Annotated in this window: 16 protein-coding genes; 6 read left to right on the top strand and 10 right to left on the bottom strand. The window is 30.9% G+C overall.

What is annotated here, in order from left to right; all coding sequences use genetic code 11:
* Position 1: 1 nt before the first annotated feature.
* From SHK09_RS14225 to SHK09_RS14190, 8 genes are all read right to left on the bottom strand, one after another.
* Positions 2 to 1,597, bottom strand: coding sequence for an NADP-dependent glyceraldehyde-3-phosphate dehydrogenase (locus SHK09_RS14225; RefSeq protein ID WP_319811453.1), 1,596 nt, complete (start codon positions 1,595 to 1,597; stop codon positions 2 to 4).
* A 154-nt stretch (positions 1,598 to 1,751) separates the two neighbouring features.
* Positions 1,752 to 3,014, bottom strand: coding sequence for a threonine ammonia-lyase IlvA (gene ilvA / locus SHK09_RS14220; RefSeq protein WP_319811452.1), 1,263 nt, complete (start codon positions 3,012 to 3,014; stop codon positions 1,752 to 1,754).
* A gap of 75 nt (positions 3,015 to 3,089) precedes the next feature.
* Positions 3,090 to 4,565: a ketol-acid reductoisomerase gene (ilvC, locus tag SHK09_RS14215; protein ID WP_319811451.1), complete on the bottom strand. Its 1,476-nt coding sequence runs from the start codon at positions 4,563 to 4,565 to the stop codon at positions 3,090 to 3,092.
* 106 nt (positions 4,566 to 4,671) lie between these two features.
* The gene (gene ilvN, locus SHK09_RS14210; protein ID WP_319811450.1) at positions 4,672 to 5,202 is read right to left on the bottom strand and encodes an acetolactate synthase small subunit; all 531 of its coding nucleotides are present in this window, start codon (positions 5,200 to 5,202) and stop codon (positions 4,672 to 4,674) included.
* A 1-nt stretch (position 5,203) separates the two neighbouring features.
* A complete protein-coding gene (ilvB, locus tag SHK09_RS14205; RefSeq protein ID WP_319811449.1) occupies positions 5,204 to 6,937 on the bottom strand; it encodes a biosynthetic-type acetolactate synthase large subunit in 1,734 nt (577 codons plus the stop codon).
* Positions 6,938 to 7,030: 93 nt separating this feature from the next.
* Positions 7,031 to 8,707: a dihydroxy-acid dehydratase gene (gene ilvD, locus SHK09_RS14200; protein WP_319811448.1), complete on the bottom strand. Its 1,677-nt coding sequence runs from the start codon at positions 8,705 to 8,707 to the stop codon at positions 7,031 to 7,033.
* 461 nt (positions 8,708 to 9,168) lie between these two features.
* The gene (gene leuB / locus SHK09_RS14195; protein WP_319811447.1) at positions 9,169 to 10,287 is read right to left on the bottom strand and encodes a 3-isopropylmalate dehydrogenase; all 1,119 of its coding nucleotides are present in this window, start codon (positions 10,285 to 10,287) and stop codon (positions 9,169 to 9,171) included.
* Between the two features lie 92 nt (positions 10,288 to 10,379).
* Complete coding sequence (locus SHK09_RS14190; RefSeq protein ID WP_319811446.1) at positions 10,380 to 11,555, bottom strand: 2-isopropylmalate synthase; 1,176 nt, start codon at positions 11,553 to 11,555, stop codon at positions 10,380 to 10,382.
* Between the two features lie 132 nt (positions 11,556 to 11,687).
* Here SHK09_RS14190 and SHK09_RS14185 point away from each other — a divergent pair, with 132 nt between their 5' ends.
* The 6 genes from SHK09_RS14185 (at position 11,688) to SHK09_RS14160 (ending at position 20,804) form a co-directional block, all read left to right on the top strand.
* Positions 11,688 to 13,247, top strand: a complete 1,560-nt coding sequence (locus SHK09_RS14185; RefSeq protein ID WP_319811445.1) for a hypothetical protein — start codon at positions 11,688 to 11,690, stop codon at positions 13,245 to 13,247.
* Positions 13,248 to 13,565: 318 nt separating this feature from the next.
* On the top strand, positions 13,566 to 16,004 hold the full coding sequence (gene thrA / locus SHK09_RS14180) for a bifunctional aspartate kinase/homoserine dehydrogenase I (RefSeq protein ID WP_319811444.1): 2,439 nt from the start codon (positions 13,566 to 13,568) through the stop codon (positions 16,002 to 16,004).
* A gap of 18 nt (positions 16,005 to 16,022) precedes the next feature.
* The gene (locus SHK09_RS14175) at positions 16,023 to 16,946 is read left to right on the top strand and encodes a homoserine kinase (protein WP_319811443.1); all 924 of its coding nucleotides are present in this window, start codon (positions 16,023 to 16,025) and stop codon (positions 16,944 to 16,946) included.
* A 78-nt stretch (positions 16,947 to 17,024) separates the two neighbouring features.
* Positions 17,025 to 18,308, top strand: a complete 1,284-nt coding sequence (gene thrC, locus SHK09_RS14170) for a threonine synthase (RefSeq protein ID WP_319811442.1) — start codon at positions 17,025 to 17,027, stop codon at positions 18,306 to 18,308.
* A 133-nt stretch (positions 18,309 to 18,441) separates the two neighbouring features.
* Positions 18,442 to 19,746 carry a sugar MFS transporter gene (locus SHK09_RS14165; RefSeq protein WP_319811441.1) on the top strand — a complete coding sequence of 435 codons (1,305 nt, stop codon included), beginning with the start codon at positions 18,442 to 18,444 and terminating at the stop codon, positions 19,744 to 19,746.
* A 242-nt stretch (positions 19,747 to 19,988) separates the two neighbouring features.
* Positions 19,989 to 20,804, top strand: a complete 816-nt coding sequence (locus SHK09_RS14160; protein WP_319811440.1) for a T9SS type A sorting domain-containing protein — start codon at positions 19,989 to 19,991, stop codon at positions 20,802 to 20,804.
* Positions 20,805 to 20,921: 117 nt separating this feature from the next.
* Here the strand turns inward: SHK09_RS14160 and SHK09_RS14155 are convergent, their stop codons facing one another.
* Positions 20,922 to 22,382 (bottom strand): NAD-dependent succinate-semialdehyde dehydrogenase, encoded by a 1,461-nt coding sequence (locus tag SHK09_RS14155; protein WP_319811439.1) that lies wholly within the window; start codon positions 22,380 to 22,382, stop codon positions 20,922 to 20,924.
* 7 nt (positions 22,383 to 22,389) lie between these two features.
* Positions 22,390 to 23,559, bottom strand: coding sequence for a mandelate racemase/muconate lactonizing enzyme family protein (locus SHK09_RS14150; RefSeq protein ID WP_319811438.1), 1,170 nt, complete (start codon positions 23,557 to 23,559; stop codon positions 22,390 to 22,392).
* Positions 23,560 to 23,766 lie beyond the last annotated feature (207 nt).

Here is a 23,766-nt window from a genome sequence, read left to right as displayed (position 1 = left end):
TTTAACTTAAAATATAATCTGTACTAATAAAATTAGAAGCTTTTTTATCTAATAATTCTTGTAAAATAGCATTATTATAGTCCGTGTCTTTAGCTGCTACAAAGGTTCTTATAGAAAAAGAACGCAATGCATCATGTACACTTAAAGTAGCTACTGCAGAATCTTTTCTACCTGTAAAAGGATATACATCTGGCCCACGTTGTGCTGCACTATTTAAGTTAACTCTACAAACTAAGTTTACTAACGTATCTATTAATGGTGCTAAGGTTTTTACCTCACTACCAAAAACACTTACTTGTTGCCCATAGTTTGAAGCCGCCATATCATCTAAAGGTTCTTGAATGTTTTTAAACGATACAATTGGTGTAACTGGACCAAATTGCTCTTCTTCAAAAACTCTAGAGTCTTTAGAAACAGGATATAAAACTGCAGGGAAAATATAGTTTTCTGAAGTTTCTCCTCCTTTTTTATTAATCACTTTTGCACCTTTGTTAGTTGCATCATCAATTAATTCTTGAATATACGCAAGCTTACCTGGTTCTGGTAAAGGCGTTAATTTAACACCATCTTCCCAAGGATTACCAAATTTAAGAGCATCTACTTTTTCTGCAAAACGCTTATTAAATTCATCTACAATATGCTCATGAACATATAATATTTTTAAAGCTGTACAACGTTGTCCATTAAATGACGTTGCTCCAGCAAGACATTCATTAATAGCCAAATCTAAATCTGCATCTGGTAAAACAATTCCTGGGTTTTTAGCTTCTAATCCTAAAACTAAACGTAGTCTGTTTTTAAATGGATGATTTGCTTGAATTGCATTTGCCGATTTACTATTTCCTATTAATGCTAAAACATCTACAAGACCTGTCTTCATAATTGGTGTTGCCAAAGTTCTACCTCTACCGTAAATAATATTTACAACTCCTGCAGGAAAACTAGTTTGAAAAGCCTCTAACAATGGTGATAATAATAAAACGCCATGCTTTGCTGGTTTAAAAACTGTTGTATTCCCCATAATTAAAGCAGGTATTAACAACGCAAAAGTTTCGTTTAAAGGATAATTATAAGGGCCTAAACACAAAACAACGCCTAAAGGTCCTCTTCTAATATGCGCATGAACTCCGCTGTTTTTTTCAAACTTAGCAGAATCTCTGTCCATTTGCTTATAATCTTCAATTGTATCGTAAATGTATTCGATAGTTCTATCAAATTCTTTTTCAGAATCTGGTAAAGCTTTACCAATTTCCCACATTAAAAGTTTTACAATTTCTTCTCTTTTGGTTTTCATTTTCACTACAAACTTTTCCATTGCAGCAATTCTACCTTCTACCTTCATTGTTGGCCATAAACCTTGCCCTCTATCATAAGCTTTAGAAGCAGCATTTAAAGATTCAATAGCTTCATCTTCTGTTAAGTTAGGAACCGTTCCTAACAATGTTGGTTTGTATTCTTTTGTTGATGAAATAGTTGAATAAACATCTGCTGTTTCACCTTTCCACTCCTTTAACTCTCCACCAACTAAATAAGTGTTTTGTTTAACTAGTGATGTAATTTTATATTCGTTCGGAATTTCTTTAAATGTATTCTTCATAAATTAATTTTAATAAGTTCTCTAAAAGAAGAATTAGATTCTTCTTTATTATTCAAAATTAACTAAAAATAACCGTAAAATACCTTATTTCGGATTTTAAACACGAAAAGGATTTCGATTTTATATTTTAGTTTTATCTAATTATAGCTATTGATTATACCAAAAACTGAAACAAATCTGGCTTATCATTTAGGTAGTCGCCAAAGAAGTTACTTTCTTTCATTCTATGAATTAAAGGTGCTAAGTCCTCTGAAGATTTTAACTCTAAACCAACAACAGCAGACCCGTTAGTTCTGTTATTTTTCTTTGTATATTCAAAATGAGTAATATCATCATTCGGCCCTAAAATTTCAGCTACAAATTCTTTTAATGCTCCTGCTCTTTGTGGAAACTTTACAATAAAATAATGTTTTAAATTGGCATATAACAGTGCACGCTCTTTAATTTCAGCTGTTCTTGTAATATCATTATTACTTCCACTTACAACACAAACCACATTTTTACCTTTAATTTCATTTGCAAAAAAATCTAAAGCCGCAATACTTAAAGCACCTGCAGGCTCTACTACAATTGCATCTTTATTATATAAATCTAAAATTGTTTGGCATATTTTCCCTTCAGGAACTGTAATTACTTCGGTTAAATTCTCCTCACAAATAGCAAAATTTAAATCTCCCACTCTTTTAACTGCTGCTCCATCTACAAAAGCATCAATTTTATCTAAAGTTGTATTTTTTTTATTTTTGATTGACGTTCGCATAGAAGGCGCTCCTTCTGGCTCCACACCTATTATTTTAGTTTCTGGTGACAAATATTTAAATACAGATGATAAACCCGCAGATAAACCTCCACCTCCAATAGGCACAAAAACATAATCTATTTTTTCGTTGGTTTGATTTAAAACTTCTAAACCAACTGTTGCCTGACCTTCAATTACTTTTTCATCATTAAAAGGATGAATAAAGGTTTTATTTTTTGAATCACATTCTAGTTTTGCTGCATAAGAAGCATCATCAAAAGTATCTCCTTCAATTACGATTTCAATAAAATCTTCACCAAACATTTTTACTTGGTTAATTTTTTGATTTGGTGTTGGAGATGGCATAAAAATAGTTCCTTTTATCTGTAACAATTTACAAGACAAAGCAACTCCTTGTGCATGATTACCTGCACTTGCACAAACAATTCCTCGTTGTTTTTCATCTGAAGTTAAAGAAGACATTTTATTATATGCTCCTCTAATTTTGTAAGAACGTACAACTTGTAAATCTTCTCTTTTAAACAAAATTGTAGCGTCTAATTCTTTAGAAAGATTAAAATTCTTACTTAATGGAGTTTCAAAAGCAATACCTTTTAAGTTTTCTGCAGCTGCCTTTATGTTCTCTAAACTTGGGTAATAATTTTGTTCTGTTTGCATGGGTCGAATATAAAAAGAAAACCTATCAGATATTGAAATCTGACAGGTTTTTATAAAATTTAAAAAACTACTTTATTATGCAGTTTTTACTACTTTCATTGCTGTCATAGAAGCTCTTAATTTTGCTCCAACAATTTCTACTGGGTGATTTCTAATAATAGCGTTAATTCTAATTAACTCTTGGTTATCAACTCCGTTTTCTGAGCTAAAAGATTTACCAATAATATCAGTTTTTACATCCTTCATAAAATCTGTTAATAAAGGCTTACATGCATGATCAAATAAATAACAACCATATTCTGCTGTATCAGAAATTACACGGTTCATTTCTGCCAATTTCATTCTTGCAATTGTATTTGCAATTAATGGCGTTTCGTGTAAAGATTCGTAATATGCAGAAGCTGCAATAATTCCAGAATCTGTCATTGCTTCAAAAGCTAATTCTACACCAGCTCTTACAAAAGCAACTAATAAAGTTCCGTGGTCAAAATATTCCTGTTCAGAAATCTCTTGTTCTGTAACTTTTTGTTTTTCAAAAGCAGTTTCACCTGTTGCAGCTCTCCAAGTTAATAAGTTTTTATCATCATTAGCCCAGTCTTCCATCATTGTTTTAGAAAAATGACCAGTCATAATATCATCCATATGTTTTTGAAACAACGGACGCATAATATCTTTTAATTCTTCAGAAATTCTAAAAGCTTCTACTTTTGCAGGATTAGACAATCTGTCCATCATGTTCGTAATTCCACCATGTTTTAAAGCCTCTGTTACAGTTTCCCAACCATACTGAATTAATTTAGCCGCATAACCTGCTTCAATTCCTTCTTCAACCATTTTATCAAAAGATAAAATTGCTCCTGTTTGCAACAAACCACATAAAATAGTTTGTTCTCCCATTAAATCTGACTTTACCTCAGCTACAAAAGAAGATTGTAAAACACCTGCTTTATGACCACCTGTTCCTACTGCGTATGCTTTTGCTTCTGCCCAACCTTTTCCTTGTGGGTCATTTTCTGGGTGAACCGCAATTAATGTTGGCACCCCAAATCCTCTTTTATATTCCTCTCTAACTTCAGATCCTGGAGACTTTGGCGCCACCATAATTACAGTTAAATCTTTACGAACTTGCATTCCTTCTTCAACAATATTAAAACCATGAGAATAAGATAATGTAGCCCCTTTTTTCATTAAAGGCATTACTGTATTTACAACATTAGTATGTTGCTTATCTGGTGTTAAATTAATTACCACATCTGCATTTGGTAACATTTCTTCATAAGTACCAACCTCAAAATTATTTGAAGATGCATTAATATAAGATTGTCTCTTTTCTTCTATTGCAGCTGCTCTTAAAGTATAAGAAATATCTAAACCAGATTCTCTCATATTTAAACCTTGGTTTAAACCTTGTGCTCCACAACCTACAATAACAATTTTCTTCCCTTTCAATGCTTCTACTCCGTCTTCAAATTCTGAAGCGTCCATAAATCTACATTTCCCTAATTGCTCTAATTTTTCTCTTAATGTTAATGTGTTAAAATAATTTGACATTTTTTTGTTTTTAATTTTTGATTAGAGAATAGAAAAGAGAGAAAAGAATAAAGACACAGTGTTCTCATTTTTTCTTTTTTCTAGCACCTATACTCTTGTATCTATTTTAGTTGTTGTATGTTTCTAATAATGCTGATATTCTCATCTCGTCTTTAGTTACTGATATAAGACCAGAACGCGTGTACTGCATAATGCCATAAACACTTAATTGTTCATGTAATTCTGCAATTTCTTCTTTTTTTCCTGATTTTTCTAACACAAAAAATTCTGTATTTACAGTTACAATTCTTGCGTGACTATTTTTAATAATATTCTGAATTTGAGGTTCTTCAAATAACAATTCAGACCTTACCTTAAACAAACCAGATATTTGATAAATTACCTCATCAAGCGTATGGTAATAAGCCTTTATTACTTCTACTTGTTTCTCTATTTGTCCAATAATTTTCTTAACATCTACTTCTATCATGTTAACCACAATAGTAAATCTAGATACATTCTCTATTTCTGATGGAGAAATATTTAAACTTTCTATATTAATATGTCTTCTTTGAAAAATTGCTGAAATTCTATTCAACAACCCTATATTATTTTCTGTATAAACTGATATTGTATATAATTGTTTTTCTGTATTCATTTTATTCTAGTCTTATATCTGAAACACTCGCTCCTGTAGGAATCATTGGAAAAACATTTCCTTCTTTTTCTACACATACTTCTAAAAAATACGCTTCTTTACTTTCCATCATTTCTTTAACAGCATCTGCTAAATCTTCACGCTTAGTAACTTTTCTTGCTTTTATGTAATATCCTTCTGCAATAGCAACAAAATTAGGATTTACCATTTCTGTTGACGCATAACGTTTATCGAAAAACAATTGTTGCCACTGGCGAACCATTCCTAAGAAATCGTTATTTAAAACTACTATTTTTACAGCTGCTTTTTGCTGAAAAATAGTTCCTAATTCTTGAATTGTCATTTGGTAACCTCCATCACCAGAAATAGAAACAACCTCTCTTTCTGGAGCAGCCATTTTAGCTCCAATTGCTGCCGGTAAACCAAAGCCCATAGTACCTAAACCACCAGAAGTAATATTACTTTTTGTTTTATTGAATTCGGCATATCTACAAGCAATCATTTGGTGTTGACCAACATCACTTACAATAGCAGCATTTCCTTTACTTTGAATGTTAATTTGATAAACAACTTCTCCCATTGTTAAACCTTCTTTGGTTGGATGAATATCGTCTTTAATTACTTTTTCATACTCAATAGCATATAAATCTGCAAATTTTTGACGCCATTCTGGATGCGTTTTTTCATCTAACATTGGTAATAATAATTCTAAGCTTGCTTTTGCATCACCTAAAACTGCTACGTCTGTTTTTACGTTTTTATCTATTTCTGCAGGATCAATTTCGAAGTGAATAATTTTAGCTTGTTTCGCATATGTATTTAAACTTCCAGTAACACGGTCATCGAAACGCATACCTATTGCAATTAAAACATCGCAATCATTTGTTAAAACGTTTGGTGCATAATTACCATGCATACCAACCATACCAACGTTTAACGGGTGTGAAGTTGGAATTGCAGAAGCACCTAAAATTGTCCAAGCAGCAGGAATTCCGGCTTTTTCTATGACTGCTTTAAAAGCCTCTTCAGCTTCACTTAAAACAACACCTTGTCCCCAAACTACTAAAGGTTTTTTAGCAGCATTAATTAATTTAGCAGCTTCTTCTACAGAAGAAATATCTGTTTTAGGTATTGGATTATAACTTCTTATTTTTGTGCATTTTTCATAAGAAAAATCGAACATTTCTTGTTGAGCATCTTTAGTAATATCTACCAAAACAGGTCCTGGTCTTCCACTTTTTGCAATATAAAATGCTTTTGCAATTGCTGCTGGAATTTGAGATGCTTTTGTTACTTGGCAATTCCACTTTGTAACCGGAGTAGATATACCAACAATATCTGTTTCTTGAAACGCATCTGATCCTAATAATTTAGAAAAAACCTGACCTGTAATACACACCATTGGTGTAGAGTCTATCTGTGCATCTGCAATACCCGTAATTAAATTGGTTGCTCCAGGACCAGATGTTGCAATACAAACACCAACTTTACCAGAAATTCTAGCAAAACCTTGTGCAGAATGCGTAGCACCTTGTTCATGACGTGTTAAAACGTGATGAATTTTATCTTGATACTTATATAACTCATCGTAAACTGGCATAATTGCTCCTCCAGGATATCCATAAATTATCTTTGTATCCTCTGCAATTAAGCATCTTACAACCGCTTCACTACCAGAAATTCTTTCGGTAACTTTTGCTGGTTTTTGTTTATTTGTTATGGTTTCTGTTGCCATATTTTTTATTTTTAGAAAAGAGAATATAGATTAAGAGAACAAGAACTTGTCGTTATGTTTCTTTTCTTACCTCTTTTTTCTTGATTCTTTTTATTATTCGTCTGTTATACATCCTTTAGATGCTGATGCTACCATTTTTGCATATTTATACAAAATTCCTTTTGTATGCTTTAATGCTGGTGCCACCCAATTCGATTTTCTTTTAGCAATCTCTTCATCAGAAATTAATACGTTTATAGAATTGTCTTCTGCGCTAATTCTAATTTTATCTCCGGTTTCTAAAATTCCAATTGTACCTCCAGATTGTGCTTCTGGTGTAATATGTCCAACCACAAAACCATGAGTTCCTCCAGAAAAACGACCATCTGTAATTAAAGCTACAGATTTTCCTAAACCTGCTCCCATTATTAAAGAAGTTGGTTTTAACATTTCTGGCATTCCTGGTCCTCCTTTAGGTCCAACATATCGAATGACGACTACATCTCCTCTTTCTACTTCTCCGTTTGCAATACCTGTATTTGCTGCTTGTTCACCATCGTAAACAACCGCTTTTCCTTCGAAAAGTAGTCCTTCATTTCCAGAAATTTTTGCTACGGCTCCTTCTTCTGCAAGATTTCCATAAATAATTTGAATATTTCCTGAAGATTTTAATGCTTTATCTTTTGGGAAGATTACATCTTGCTCATCAAATTCCATTGCTGCAACACTTTCTAAATTTTCTGCCAATGTTTTACCAGTAACCGTCATACAATCTCCATGTAAATACCCTTCTTGCAATAAGTATTTCATAATTGCAGGTGTACCACCAACTCCATGAACATCTTCCATTAAGTATTTACCAGATGGTTTTAAATCTGCAATTAATGGCGTTCTATCTGAAACTTTTTGAAAATCTGCCAGAGTAAATTCAATATCTGCTGCATGTGCAATTGCTAAAAAGTGCAATACTGCATTTGTAGAGCCACCTAAAGCATTTACAATTGCAATTGCATTTTCTAAAGATTTTTTAGTAATTATATCTAAAGGTTTTAAATCTAATTCTAATAAATTTTTAATTGCTAAAGCTGTTCTTTCTGCTTCAGATAATTTATTAGGATTCTCTGCTGGTATTGATGAATTGTAAGGTAAAGCAAAACCCATACATTCTATTGCAGAAGCCATTGTGTTTGCCGTATACATACCACCACATGCTCCAGCTCCTGGAATTGCTCTTTTTATAATTTCTCTATATTCATCTTCTTCGATTTCTCCTGCCATTTTCTGACCTAAAGCTTCAAAAGCAGAAACAATATTTAATTTTTTCCCTTTGTAGTTTCCAGATGCAATTGTACCACCATACATCATAATCGATGGACGGTTTAAACGCAACATTGCTATTACGGCTCCTGGCATATTTTTATCACAACCAACCACAGAGACCAACGCATCATAACTTTGAGCATTCATTACCGTTTCTATTGAATCTGCAATAATATCTCTTGATGCTAATGAGTAATTCATACCAGAGGTTCCCATAGAAATACCGTCTGAAACACCAATTGTATTGAAACCTAAACCAACTAAACCTGCAATTTTAGATTCTATCTTTACTTCTGCCGCTAAGTTATTTAAGTGCATGTTACATGGGTTACCATCGTAACCTGTACTTGCAATACCAACTTGCGCTTTGCTCATATCTTCATCTGACAAACCTACTGCATACAACATTGCTTGTGATGCTGGTTGAGATTCGTCTTGTGTTAATCTTTTGCTGTGTTTATTTAATTCCATTTATTGTTTTCTTCAATTCGTTGACTAAATTACTAAGTTTCTCTATTTTCTTTGAATAATATTCAATGTTAATGTTTAAATTCAGGTGTTAAAAAAATAATCTAAAATACTGATAAATAGATTTTTAACTACTTTTAATTATGATATTCAACTCCCTTAAAAAACTGCATAAAAAAACCTTCCATTTTAATGGAAGGTTTGTTTATAAAAATATAAATATCACTTCCTTATCATGTCGTAATAATTACGATGACGATGATAATAGAAATAATATTTAATACTTGTTTTTTCATTGATGTAAATATTGTAATTTTTTATTTAAATGCGCAACTAAATTTATTCTTTATTAAATGTTTTTAGCAAGTTTGTCTAGCCCAGATTGAAACGGCATCCTTTTTGCTTTTTTTAAGCAAAAAGATATAGTGAAAAGCTGGAAATAGCTTCTAAAAATAGTTTCCTTCTTATATTATAGTGCTCTGTCCTGCATGAATATTTCTAAAATTAAGATTACTATCTTGTTGATTTAGTATATAATCTGCTATAAAGTCGCCTACTTTAGATGTTGGTGCTGCATATTTATTTTTACCTTTAATATCTACCGTTGTAATATTTAAATCTAAAGATTTTTCTACGGCTCTTTCTATTGCATTTGCTTCTTCATGCAACCCTAAATGGTCTAACATTAATGCTGCTGATAGAATTGATGCTAAAGGGTTTGCGATATCTTTGCCTTTTGCTTCTGGGAAAGTTCCGTGAACTGGCGCAAATAGAGCGTTTTCATTTCCTATTGAAGAAGATGCTAACAAACCTATTGATCCTGAAATTACACTGGCTTCATCTGAAATTATATCTCCTATGAAGTTTTCTGTAAGAATTACATCGAAATTTTTTGGGTTTAGAATTAGTTTCATTGCGGCATTGTCTGCATACAAGTGTTCTAATTCTACATTTTTATATTCTTTGGAAATTTCTGTAACTGTTTTTCTCCACAAACGAGATGTTTCTAAAACGTTAGATTTATCGATAAGTGTTACTTTATTTCGTCTGCCTTGGGCTGCTTTAAATGCTAAATGTGTAATTCTAGAAATTTGAGCTACATTATATGAACAAACATCGAAAGCAGACAAGCCGTCTTTACTTATTTCTTTTTTTCCGTAATAAATTCCGCCAGTTAATTCTCTAAAAATAACAATATCTGTTCCTTTGATAATTTCTCTTCTTAACGGAGAATTTTTTATCAATTGATCATATGCTCTAACAGGGTTTATGTTGCAAAAAAGATCTAATTCTTGTCTTAAATTTAACAAACCTTGTTCTGGTCTAATTCTTAAAGATGGGTCGCTATATTTTGGATCTCCAATTGCACCATATAAAATAGCATCTGCTTTTTTACAAATTTTAATGGTTTCTTCTGGCAAAGGGTTTCCTGTTGCTTCAATTGCACAAGCACCTATTTGAGCTTCTTTATATAAAAAAACATGATCGTAAATTTCTGCAACAGCATCTAATGCTTTTTTTGCTTGATTGGTTACTTCTGGGCCAATACCATCTCCTGGAATTACAGCTATTGTATACTTCATACGAATTTCTTTTTAGGGTCAACAAAGGTACTTATAATTCTAAATTTTTACATTCAAAAAATAATTATCATTAAGGGTAAATTGTGTTATTCTTAAGCCATTACAATTTTAGAAGTTTTATTTACTTCTTCCATTATGTTATGAATATCATCATCTTTTACTTCTTTTTGCTTATCTGCTGTATTTAAAAAAGCGTCGTAAGCAATATCTAATTGTATTTTTGTTAACTCGTAACCAATCTTTTTTGCTCTGTACGCTAACGCTGCTCTACCACTTCTGGCTGTTAATACAATTGCACTTTCTGTAACACCAACGTCTTCAGGATCCATAATTTCATATGTTTCTCTATTTTTTATAACACCGTCTTGATGAATACCAGAACTATGGGCAAAAGCATTTGCACCTACTATGGCTTTGTTTGGCTGCACAGGCATTCCCATACTTTCACGAACCAAAATACTTGTATCATATAATAACTTCGTATTTACGGTTGTTTCTAAATTTAAATATGGGTGTTGTTTTAACACCATTACAACTTCTTCTAAAGCTGTATTTCCTGCTCTTTCTCCAATTCCGTTAATTGTACACTCTATTTGACGCGCACCATTTATAACACCAGCAATTGAATTTGCAGTTGCCATACCTAAATCATTATGACAATGACAAGATAAAATTACATTTTCTATACCTCTTACATTTTCACGTAAATACTTAATTTTTGCACCGTATTCTTCTGGCAAACAATAACCTGTTGTATCTGGAATGTTTAATACCGTTGCACCTGCTTTTATTACAGCTTCACAAACTCTTGCTAAATATTCATTATCTGTTCTACCTGCATCTTCTGCATAAAACTCTACATCTTCTACAAAAGATTTAGAATAAGCAACAGCTTTAACAGCGCGTTCTATTACTTTTTCTCTTGTACTATTAAATTTGAATTTTATATGAGAATCACTAGTACCAATACCAGTATGAATTCTAGGAAATTTTGCATATTTTAAAGCTTCTGCAGCTACTTTTATATCATTTTCTACAGCTCGTGTTAAACCACAAACTGTTGCATTTTTTATAATTTTTGCAATTTCTGAAACAGAATTAAAATCTCCAGGGCTAGAAACAGGAAAACCAGCTTCTATTACATTTACACCCAACAAATCTAATCTTTCAGCAATTACTAATTTCTGATTTGTATCTAATTTACACCCAGGAACTTGCTCTCCATCTCTAAGCGTTGTGTCGAAAATTTGTACTTGATTGTCTTGCATAATTTCTATAAAGATTGTACTTATTATAAATCAAATATATATCTTGCCTATTCAATTCAATAAATAACATTTAGTAATACACGATTTCTAAAGTAAATCAACTACAACTAATAAATTGATTATCAACACACTATGAGTAAAATCATTACATCCGCCAATCAACAAAATGATGCTCTTTTTGTTCTAATTAAGTCTTTAACCAAGTCTGAAAAGAGGCAATTTAATCTATACGTAGGAAGATTAGGTGGTAATATTGATGCCAAATTTTTTTCTCTATTTAAATTTTTAGAAAAGCTAAAACTATATGACGAAAAGGTTATTATTGGAAGTGGAATTGTTTCGAAACAACAGCTATCTAATTTAAAAGCACATTTATACAAACAAATTTTAATTAGTTTAAGATTGAATCCTGCACACAAAAATGTACGTATTCAAATTAGAGAACAATTAGATTTTGCAACTGTCTTATATCAAAAAGGATTGTATAAGCAAAGTTTAAAGTTATTAGAAAAAGCTAAAAACATGGCTTTAGATAATGAAGAAAAAAACGTTGCTTACGAAATTGTAGAATTAGAAAAAATAATAGAAACACAATATATTACTAGAAGTTTAAGCAATAGGGCAAACCAGCTTTCGGTACAAGCAAAAGAGCTAAGTCAAGATAATGTTATAGCCAGTAAACTATCTAATCTATCATTACAACTTTACAGCCATCTAATACAAAATGGCTATGTAAAAAACATAAAAGAACTAGAGTTTGTAGATAAGTATTTTAGCGACAGAATGCCTAAATACAATTACCAAGCCTTAGGTTTTAGAGAGAAATTATGGCTTTACAAAGCCCATTTATGGCATAGTTTTTTAGTGCAAGATTTTTTACTGAGTTATAAATACGCTAAAAAATGTGTAGATTTATTTGATAATCCTAAATTAATTCATTCACATCCTGTTTTTTATCTAAAATCGAAAAATTACTTATTAGAAGCTTCTTTTTTAGTAAAAAAAGTTTCAACATTTAAAACTGAACTAACTAGTTTTGAAACAGAAATTGAGAACAAAGAAATTCCGTTAAACACAAATACAGAACTTCTAATTTTTTTATACCTATATTCTAACAAGCTTCATTTACACTTCTTAGAAGGTACTTTTGAAAAAGGAGAATATTTAGTTGATGTAATTAATGCTAAAATAGATAAGTATAAAAACAGATTAGACAACCATTATGTTGTCTTACTATATTATAAAATAGCTTGTTTGTACTTTGGTATGGGCAAAAACAGATTGTGTATTGTATACCTGCAAAAAATTATTAAATCTAAAAACCTAAGTTCTGCAGAAGATTTACAATGTTTTGCACGTATTTTAAATTTAATTGCCCATTATGAATGTGGTTTAGATTATGATTTAGAAAGACAATTTGTAGATACTTATAAGTTCTTACTAAAGATGGAGAATCTACAAGAAGTACAGAAAGTTTTTCTTACTTCAATTAGAGATCTAAGTGATGTTTTTCCTCATGAAATAAAAAATGAGTTTAAGAAGATTCATACAAAGTTAAAAAAGTTTGAAAATCACCCGTATGAAAAAAGAGCCTTTTTATATTTAGATATTTTATCTTGGTTAGAAAGTAAAATTCAGAATAAACCTATTTCAACAATTATTAAAGAAAAAACAAATCTACTTGCCAAGTAATTTTAATTTCTCATTTTAAATACCATTATTTTATCAAAATCATATTAATTGGGTTATTTGATAAAATATCTTGCATTAAACAAGAGTGAATTAAATATTAACAATACTTTTGCTACGTGAGTAATTCTAAATTAAACATAAAGACCTTTCTAACTATTTCTATAGTTACTATCTCTATGGCTAATATTACCCGCATTTCTTCTACGACAATTACCCTTTAGGGGTTCTATATATTTATATCAATTAGGTCATCTATAATTTCGAATAACATCGAAATAACTCAATAAAAAATTAAATTACACAAACTATTCATTACAAATGAAAGTATTAAAATTTGGCGGTTCATCTGTCGCAAACTCAGAAAACATACAAAAAGTTTTAGCCATTGTTAAGACTGTATCTAAAAAAGAAAAAGTAGCTGTAGTAGTTTCTGCTTTCGGAAAAACTACGGATAAACTATTTGCAGGTGCAAATGAAGCTTTAGAAGACATTACAACTGCTAAAGAAATTTTAGGAACCATTAAAGAAATACATTTTGAAGTAATTGATGATTTAATTGCTAAAAATAAAAAAGAAGTTAACGAAGAGGTTACTTACCTATTTGATAGATTACTATCTATTTATGAAGGAATTTTCTTATTACAAGAATTATCTGATAAAACTCTTGCTAAAGTATATAGTTTTGGAGAAAGACTTTCTTCTTACATTATTGCTAATGCAGCTAAAGAATTGTTTGATGCAGAACATAAGGAAAGTAGAGATTTAATTATTACAAACAATCAATATTTAGATGCACAAGTAAACTTTAAAATTACAAACAAAAATATTACTTCATTTTTTGAAGAAAACAAACATCAAGTTACACTTTTAGGTGGTTTTATTTCTTCTAATATTAATGGAGAAACAACTACTTTAGGTAGAGGTGGTTCAGATTTTACTGCATCAATTTATGCAGCAGCTTTAAATGCAAACGAATTACAAATATGGACAGACGTTTCTGGTATGTATACTGCAAACCCAAGAGTTGTAAAACAAGCATACCCTATTTCAGAAATTTCTTATGAAGAAGCAATGGAGTTGTCTCATTTTGGAGCAAAAGTGCTATATCCACCAACAATTCAGCCTGCTTTAAGAAAAGAGATTGCAATTCGTATTAAAAACACATTCGACCCAGAAAGTGCAGGAACCCTAATCTGTAAGAATCCTGAAAACGGAAATGAAGTAAAAGGAATTTCTCATATAGAAGATGTTAGTTTAATTACTTTAGAAGGTGGTGGAATGGTTGGTATTCCTGGTTTTTCTAAACGTTTGTTTGAAACACTTTCTCAACAAAAAATAAATGTAGTCTTTATAACGCAAGCTTCTTCAGAGCATTCTATTTGTGTAGGTGTTTATGAAAATGATGCTGCAAAAGCAAAAGAGCTTTTAGACGAAACTTTTAGCATAGAAATAGACAAGAAAAAAATAAAACCAATTATTGTTGAAAATAATTTAGCAATTATTGCAGTTGTTGGTGAAAGCATGAAGAATTACCAAGGTTTAAGCGGACAAATGTTTAGCGCCTTAGGTAGAAACAATGTAAATGTAAGAGCAATTGCACAAGGTTCATCAGAAAAAAACATCTCTGCAGTTATTAATAAATACGACGCAAAGAAAGCATTAAATACGTTGCACGAACAGTTTTTTGAAGAAAGAACAAAGCAGTTAAACCTTTTTGTTACTGGTGTTGGTAATGTTGGCGAACGCTTTTTATCACAACTACATCAACAAAATAAATTCTTAAAAGAAAACTTAAAATTAAGTATTAAGGTAATTGGAATTGCCAATTCTAGAAAAATGGCTTTTGACGATAATGGTATCGATCTAGATAATTGGAAAGAGGCATTAGAAAACGGTGAACCAACTACTTTAGAAAGCTTTCATAAAAAAGTAAAAGAATCTAATCATATAAATAGTGTTTTTATAGACAACACAGCCAACCAACAAGTTTCGGAAGTCTATGAAAAATATTTACGCGACAGTATTTCTGTAGTAACTTGTAACAAAATTGCATGTGCTTCTAGCTTTGATAATTATAAGAAATTAAAACAAGTTTCTAGAAAATACAACGCTTCTTTCTTGTTCGAAACAAATGTTGGTGCAGGTTTACCAATTATAGATACTTTAAAGAATTTAATAAACTCTGGCGATAGAGTTCATAAAATTCAGGCTGTATTATCTGGAAGCTTAAATTTTGTATTCAATAACTTTAATGCAGATTCAACTTTTCATGATGTTGTTGCTGCTGCTCAAAAAGAAGGATATACAGAGCCAGATCCAAAAATTGATTTAAGTGGTGTTGATGTTGCTCGTAAAATTTTAATTTTGGCTAGGGAAAGTGGCTATCAATTAGAATTGTCAGACATAGAAAACAATGCTTTTTTACCTGAAAACAGTTTAAAAACAACTAATAATAATGATTTTTACACATCATTAACTAAAAACGAAGCGCATTTTCAAAATATATTTAAAGAAGCAAATGACAAAGATTGTCGTTTAAAGTATGTTGCAGAATTTGTAGACGGTAAAGCAAATGTTGGTTTACAACACATTCCGTCAGATCATCCTTTTTATAATTTAGAAGGAAGTGATAATATTGTGTTATTCTTTACAGATAGATACCCAGAAAATCCTTTAATTATAAAAGGTGCTGGTGCCGGTGCAGATGTTACTGCTTCTGGTATTTTTGCTGATGTTATTAGAATTGCGAATAAATAAATTATTAAATAAAACAAAATGGATTATTTAAAAATATTTGCTCCCGCTACTGTTGCTAATGTTTCTTGCGGATTTGATTCTCTAGGTTTTGCTGTTGATGCAATTGGAGATGAAATGACTTTTACAAAAACAACAGAAAAAGTCGTTAAAATAACCAATATTACAGGTGCAAACTTAACATACAATGTTGATGAAAATGCCGCAAGTGCTGTTGTTAAAAAAATACTGATTGAAGCAAATGCAGATTTTGGAATTGAATTAACAATTCACAAAGGTTTTTCTCCTGGAAGTGGATTAGGTAGTTCTGCCGCTAGTGCTGCTGGTGCTGCTTTTGGTGCAAACCAGTTATTAGGTAATATCTATTCTGATTTAGAGCTGACAAAATTTGCCATGTTTGGCGAAGAAGTTGCTTGCGGATCTGCAATTGCAGATAACGTTTCTGCAGCAATTTATGGTGGTTTTGTTTTAGTAAGAAGTTACGAACCTTTAGAAATTATAAAATTACCTGTACCAAATGAATTAAGAGTTGTTGCAATTCATCCGCAGGTAGAAGTAAAAACAAAAGATGCTAGAGAAGTTTTACCTACAGAAATTGCATTGAAAGATGCGGTTACACAATGGGCAAATGTTGGTGGTTTAATTAGCGGTTTATATTCAGATAATTACGAGCTAATTAGTAATTCTTTGGTAGACATTATTGTAGAACCTCATCGTAAAAAATTAATTCCACATTTTGATGATGTTAAAAACGCAGCTATAAAAGCAGGCGCTTTAGGTGCTGGAATTAGTGGTTCTGGACCAACAATTTTCGCACTTTGTAAAGGTGATAAAATTGCCAAAGAAGTTTACAAAAGCATCGAAGAAAGTTATAAAAATACAGGAATTGACTTTGAAATGTTTATTTCTAAAGTGAATCATGAAGGAATGAAAATAATAAAATAGTTTTTAGTTGTTGGTTTTTAGTTGTTAGTTCACTCTGCTTCCAAAAACTATAAACTATAAACCAAAAACCAAAAAAGAATGAACTATTACAGTTTACACCATAAATCGCCAATATCAACTTTTAAAAATGCCGTTGTACAAGGCCTTGCAAAAGACAGAGGAATTTATTTTCCAGATAACATTCAACAACTTTCAAAAGATTTTATCGAAAATATTTCTGATTATACAAATCACGAAATTGCATACGAAGTAATTAAACAGTTTGTAGGTGATGAAATTCCGACAGAAAAATTAAAAGAAATTATTAAAGAAACAGTTTCATTTGACTTCCCTTTAGTAAAAGTGGATGATAATATTGCTGCTTTAGAATTGTTTCATGGTCCAACAATGGCTTTTAAAGATGTTGGCGCAAAGTTTATGGCGCAATGTTTAGAATACTTCAACAAAGATAGTGATGATGAAGTTACTGTTTTAGTTGCAACTTCTGGAGATACTGGTGGTGCAGTTGCCAATGGATTTTTAGGTGCTAAAGGCGTAAATGTCGTTATCTTATACCCTTCAGGAAAAGTAAGTGACATTCAAGAAAAACAATTAACAACTTTAGGTCAGAATATTACAGCACTAGAAGTAGATGGAGTTTTTGATGATTGTCAAGAAATGGTAAAAACGGCTTTTTTAGATGAAGAAATAACTAAAACATTAACCTCAGCAAACTCTATAAACGTTGCACGTTGGTTACCACAAATGTTTTACTTTTTCTTTGCGTATAAAGAATTACATAAAAAACATAAAGACCTCATATTTTCTGTTCCTAGTGGAAATTTTGGAAATATATGTGCTGGAATCATGGCACAAAAATTAGGCTTACCAATTAAACACTTTGTAGCCTCTACAAATGTTAATGATACGGTTCCAAACTTTTTAAAAGACGGAGTTTACAAACCAAAACCATCTAAAGCAACTATTTCTAACGCTATGGACGTTGGTAACCCAAGTAATTTTATTAGAATACAAGAATTATTTAACAATGATTTAGAAACTCTTAAAAGTGCTTTTTCTTCGTATAGTTTTTCTGATGATGAAACGCGTGCTACCATGAAAAATATTTATAATAATTCTGGTTATGTTGCAGACCCACATGGAGCAGTTGGTTACTTAGGTCTAAAAAAACATGGTTTAAAGGAAAACGAATTTGGTGTTTTTCTAGAAACTGCGCATCCTGTAAAATTTTTAGATGTAGTTGAAGAAACTTTACCTGTTAAAGTTGAAATTCCTGAGCAAATTAAGAAAGTAATAAATAATACTAAAGTAGCTTATAAAGCTTCAACTTATCAAGATTTAAAAGATTTCTTAATGAAATAGTATCAAATTAAACAACTTTAAAAAAAGGATTGCTTCATAGCAATCCTTTTTTTGTTAGATTTAAATTTTAAAAATATATTTTGTTTAAAATAAACAATGTAATTTTATCACTATTAATATAAAACACTAATAAATGAAACAAAAAAGTAACACAACTGCAATTATAATTATTGCTAGTTTATTTTTCATATTTGGTTTTGTTACCTGGATTAATGGAGCATTAATTCCGTTTATGAAAACCATAAACGAACTAACAGATGCACAATCTTATTTAGTAGCATCTGCTTCTTACATTTCTTTTGTAGTAATGGCATTACCTGCTTCTTATATATTGAATAAAATTGGATACAAAAAAGGGATGTCTTTAGGTTTAATAATTATGGCTATTGGAGCATTAGTATTTATTCCTGCTGCAGAAGCCAGAACGTATTGGGTTTTCTTAACAGGAATTTTTATACAGGGAGTTGGAATGACCATTTTACAAACAGCAGCAAATCCATATATTACTATTCTAGGTCCTATAGAAAGCGGTGCAAAGCGTATTGCAATTATGGGAATTGCAAATAAAACAGCAGGCGCTTTAGGTTCTATAATTTTTGGTGCATTACTATTATCTGGTATTGATGAAACAAAGGAAAAACTAAGTAACGCAAATTTTTCAGAAAAAAACATACTATTAGATACGATGGCAGACAGTGTTTTTATGCCTTATATTATTATGGCTGCTGTACTATTTTTATTAGGAATTTTAATTAGAAAAGCACCTTTACCAAATGTTGAAACTGCTGAAATTGAAGAAACAATAGCAGGAGAAACTGCCAAAACAAGTATTTTTCAATTCCCAAATTTATGGTTAGGAGTTTTAGCTTTGTTTGTTTATGTTGGTGCAGAAGTCATTGCCGGAGACACTATAATTGCATACGGAATTTCACTTGGTTTTTCTGGTGAAGAAGCAAAATACTTTACAACTTATACTCTAATGGCAATGGTAGCAACTTATGCTTTAGGTGTCTTTCTAATACCTAAATATGTAAAACAAAAAACAGCTTTAATTGTGAGTGCAATTTTAGGAATTGTTTTTAGCTTTTGCATTCTTAACACAACTGGTTATATTTCTGTATTATTTGTAGCCGCACTAGGTATTGCAAATGCTTTAGTATGGCCTGCAATTTGGCCTTTAACTCTAGAAGGTTTAGGTAAATTTACAAAAACAGGATCTGCATTGTTAATAATGGCTATTTCTGGTGGTGCAATAATTCCTCCTTTATATGGTAGACTTGTAGATGCTAGTAAAAATGAATTAATTACATACGGAATTGAAGAAGTAGATGCTATTGCTACCGCATCAACAGATAGTTATTGGATTTTAATTCCTTGTTATCTACTTATTCTCTTTTTTGCAGTTTGGGGTCATAAAATAAAAAGGTGGCGTTCATAAAGTAAAAAGTATAGAAATAAACACTTCAACGTTTTATAATAAAATTGATTAATAGTAAAAAGTTCTAACAAATTTAATTTGTTAGAACTTTTTTTGTTGATTTATAAGTATTCATGTACGGATATTGCTATCTTTTTTAAAACGGATAAATTAGTGAAAATGAAGGGTAATTTATGGTAATAAACTATTATACTTTATATCTAAATTTAAAGAATTAAATTAATCTAAAAAAACTTTAAATCATGAAAAAAAATTACTTTACATTATTATTAATGCTAATAATTAGTATTAACACTAACGCTCAGACTTTTAGTGGAATTATACAAAATCCAGATTTTGAAGACACAAACACTCTTCTCCCTTTTAATAGTGGTAATAGTGGTGCAGCAATCGAATTATACACAGCTACAGATGCAAGTGATCTTAATGTTCATCAAGGAACTCAAAGTTTAAAATTCACCTCTCAAAGTTCAAACGGAAATCATTTTATTTCTTCTAGCTACGCTAAAGATATTGCTACAGGAACAGCAGGATTTAAGGTTAATTCTGAAGTTTGGATTAAGACAACTACAGATGCAACATTTTTTATTAGATCTAGAGTTAGATATAGAAAAGGTACAGTTAATGAATTTTCGGACGACAGAAGAGAATTTACTTTTGTTGCAAATACATGGCAAAAATTAAGTTTTAGCCATACAGCAGCTAATGATTTTGATAGCGCAGCTTATTTTATTCAACCTCAAACAGCAGCTACTCCTGGTTTAGTTCTTTATATTGATAATCTATCTAGTGAAGAAATTCCTGCTGCGACAGCTTCTGTAGAAGAAAATAATTCATTTAAATTTGAAATATTTCCAAATCCTGCCAACAATCTTTTAAATATAGAAACACAAGAGGTTCTTAAAAAAGTAGAGATTTTTAATTTATTAGGAAAGAAAGTTTTAAGTGCAAACAACGTTTCTAAATCAATAGATATTTCTTCTTTAAGTAAGTCTATGTATTTAGTAAAACTAACCTCAGAAAAAGGTATTTCTACTAAAAAATTAGTAAAAAATTAAACTTTTAATATTAGTTTAAAGAGTTAGTATGTTATTACTAGCTCTTTAATTAGTTAACAAAAAAAAACTCCAAGATGAAAGTATCATCTTGGAGTTTTAAGGTTTATTATTAATTTATTATTTACAAATAGCAGAAGTAACACGTTTTTTTACTAAATAATCATCTAAAGCTAAGTGAGAGCAATCATGCCCAATCCCACTATTTTTAAATCCACCATGTGGTAAATAGATTGCATATTTTACACCATTAATTTGAATTTCTCCGAATTCTAAATCTTCTGTAAACCTTTCAATTCTCTTATTATTATTTGTAAAGATATAAGAAGCTAAACCAAACTCTGTGTCGTTAGCTAATTCTAAAACCTCATCATCAGTATCAAAAGGCATTACACCTGCAACGGGTCCAAAAGTTTCTTCTCTAAACAGTTTCATGTTTGATGTTGTACCAGAAACAATTGTTGGTTGCATCCAATTTCCTCCTTCAGGTAAACCTTCTGGAATTTCACCTCCGTATTCTAATTTTGCTCCTTTGGTTACAGCATCTTCAATTAACTCGAACATTCTGTCTCTAGAAGATCTTGATGCTAATGGTCCCATAAAAACATCTGAATTTTCTTTTGTTCCAAAACCAATTTTTAACGCTGAAGCTCTTTTTACATATTCCTTTAAGAATTTATCATAGATGTTCCTGTGAACAAAAATTCTGTTTGCAGCGACACATATTTGACCTGTATTACCAAATTTTAATCCAATAGCTAAATCTAAAGCTAGTTCTAAATCTGCATCTTCAAAAACAATAAAAGGTGCATTACCACCTAATTCCATTCCTAATTTTTTAATAGATGTTGTACTATCTGCAATTATTCTTTGACCTGTTTGTGTAGAACCAATCATAGTTATTACAGCAGGTATTTTACTTGTAGTCATTGGTGTTGCAACTTCACTACTAGAACCTGCTAAAATAGTAACAACACCAGCAGGAAAATTAATACTATGTAAAATTTCACCAACCATATATGCAGATAAGGGTGATAAGCTAGATGGTTTAATAATTAAAGAACAACCAGAAGCTAATGCTGGTCCTATTTTATAACCAACATTTAATAATGGAAAATTCCATGCTAAATAAGCAATAGCAACTCCCGCTGGTTTAGAAATCATTTTATGAGTATGAGTTCCCTCATAATCAGGAATTTGTTCTTCTCTTAAATTTTTCATTGCATTAGGATACCATTCTAATGCCTCTGTAAGTCTTTGAATATCTTCTAATGATCCTGCATAGGTTTTTCCCATTTCATGAACCATTGCGTTTCTTAACTCATCCGATTTCTCTAAAATTGCATCACGTAGTTTAAGCATCCAAACGGTTCTTTCTTCTAAAGAAAGTTTAGACCAATATTTAAAACCTTTTTGCGAGGATATTAATGCTTTTTCTGCATCTGCTTTACCAGCTTTTGCAACCTGAGCAATTACTTCTCCTGTAGCAGGACAAATAATATCTTCTCTTTCACCGCTTACAGCATCAACTAATTGACCATCAATGTATAATTTTTTATATCCGAAGTTATGAGTCTTCATTTGTATTTTATTTTTTAAATTTTTCTAATATATCTTGTTTATTATGCGCGCAAACAACATATTTACGCAATACTTCTTCATCTACATCTATACCTAAACCAGGTCTATTTGGAACTTCTAACATACCATTCTTCATTTCTAATTTAGGGAAAGTTAAATGATCTCTTAAACCATTTTCCGTTTGATCAAACTCTATTAAAAAATCTGGTTGATACATTCTCCCAGGAATTGATTCTATATTAGCAATAAAGTGTAAAGCTACATGCAAACCAATTGATGTTCCCCAAGTATGTGGTATTAAATCGATACCATTTGTACTTGCTAACGTAGCTATTCTTTTTGCTTCTGTTAAACCTCCACTTGCACAAATATCTGGCTGTAATATATCTACAGATTTATTTTTAATTAATTCGTTAAAACCAAACCTTAAATATTCACATTCACCTCCAGAAATAGGAATCGTTGTTTTTTCTCTTAACTCACTATATTGCTCGTAAAACTCTGGAGAAATTGGTTCTTCAAACCACGCAATATCATATTTCTCTATTTTTTTAGAAAGTTCAACAGCTTCTCTAAAAGTATAAGCATGGTTAGAGTCTACCATTAATTGAATATCTGGTCCAATAGTTTCTCTAATTAACTTAACATTAGCCACATCTTCTTTAATGCCAAGACCAACCTTCATTTTCATAGCCTTAAAACCTTTAGAAACATACAACTTAGCTTCTTCTACAAAACCATCAGAAAAATTATTATGATTTGTAAAATACAAACCTGTTGCATAAGGTTGTATTTTAGTTCTATGAGCACCACCTAATAGCGTAGAAACTGGTAGACCTAAAATTTTACCTTTTAAATCCCAAATAGCAATATCTATTGCACTTACAGAAGCCATATAGACTCCTCTTCTTGAAAAATCTAAAGTTTTACGGTACATTTTATTCCAAATCACTTCATTTTCTAAAGGATTCTCTCCTAGAACAGTCGATTCTAATAGTTTAACACCAGCTTCTACCATAGTTGCAGGACCATAGGCCTCACCCCAACCATACTCTCCGTTTGAAGTAGTAATTTTCACTAAACAAATACATCTTTCTGAATACTCCCATTGAGAAAAGAAAAAACTTTTAGATAATGTATCTTTAAGGACGAATGTTTCTATCTTTTCAATTGTCATAGCACTGTTCTTTAATATTTTATATTATAATTTTACTATTGCAAGGTGTACAACGTAAAGTTTATAAAAATAATAAATTAGGTTTCTTTTTCAGCTTCAAAATTATCTTCAATCTATCAAATATTACCTTAAAAAACCAATTTTGTAAGATAATTTATATGTACTTATTTAAATTTACACATTTTTACAAAAAAAAAGCAGTACCAC

It is taken from the genome of Polaribacter sp. PL03 (assembly GCF_033875165.1).
In the GTDB taxonomy this organism is placed as follows: domain Bacteria; phylum Bacteroidota; class Bacteroidia; order Flavobacteriales; family Flavobacteriaceae; genus Polaribacter.
This window is presented reverse-complemented; position numbering and strand designations above follow the sequence as displayed.

Bases quoted from the DNA above. Each gene is read 5' to 3' on its own strand.
- SHK09_RS14225 (WP_319811453.1), bottom strand. From the start codon at position 1,597: ATGAAGAATACATTTAAAGAAATTCCGAACGAATATAAAATTACATCA.
- ilvA (WP_319811452.1), bottom strand. From the start codon at position 3,014: ATGCAAACAGAACAAAATTATTACCCAAGTTTAGAGAACATAAAGGCA.
- ilvC (WP_319811451.1), bottom strand. From the start codon at position 4,565: ATGTCAAATTATTTTAACACATTAACATTAAGAGAAAAATTAGAGCAA.
- ilvN (WP_319811450.1), bottom strand. From the start codon at position 5,202: ATGAATACAGAAAAACAATTATATACAATATCAGTTTATACAGAAAAT.
- ilvB (WP_319811449.1), bottom strand. From the start codon at position 6,937: ATGGCAACAGAAACCATAACAAATAAACAAAAACCAGCAAAAGTTACC.
- ilvD (WP_319811448.1), bottom strand. From the start codon at position 8,707: ATGGAATTAAATAAACACAGCAAAAGATTAACACAAGACGAATCTCAA.
- leuB (WP_319811447.1), bottom strand. From the start codon at position 10,287: ATGAAGTATACAATAGCTGTAATTCCAGGAGATGGTATTGGCCCAGAA.
- SHK09_RS14190 (WP_319811446.1), bottom strand. From the start codon at position 11,555: ATGCAAGACAATCAAGTACAAATTTTCGACACAACGCTTAGAGATGGA.
- SHK09_RS14185 (WP_319811445.1), top strand. From the start codon at position 11,688: ATGAGTAAAATCATTACATCCGCCAATCAACAAAATGATGCTCTTTTT.
- thrA (WP_319811444.1), top strand. From the start codon at position 13,566: ATGAAAGTATTAAAATTTGGCGGTTCATCTGTCGCAAACTCAGAAAAC.
- SHK09_RS14175 (WP_319811443.1), top strand. From the start codon at position 16,023: ATGGATTATTTAAAAATATTTGCTCCCGCTACTGTTGCTAATGTTTCT.
- thrC (WP_319811442.1), top strand. From the start codon at position 17,025: ATGAACTATTACAGTTTACACCATAAATCGCCAATATCAACTTTTAAA.
- SHK09_RS14165 (WP_319811441.1), top strand. From the start codon at position 18,442: ATGAAACAAAAAAGTAACACAACTGCAATTATAATTATTGCTAGTTTA.
- SHK09_RS14160 (WP_319811440.1), top strand. From the start codon at position 19,989: ATGAAAAAAAATTACTTTACATTATTATTAATGCTAATAATTAGTATT.
- SHK09_RS14155 (WP_319811439.1), bottom strand. From the start codon at position 22,382: ATGAAGACTCATAACTTCGGATATAAAAAATTATACATTGATGGTCAA.
- SHK09_RS14150 (WP_319811438.1), bottom strand. From the start codon at position 23,559: ATGACAATTGAAAAGATAGAAACATTCGTCCTTAAAGATACATTATCT.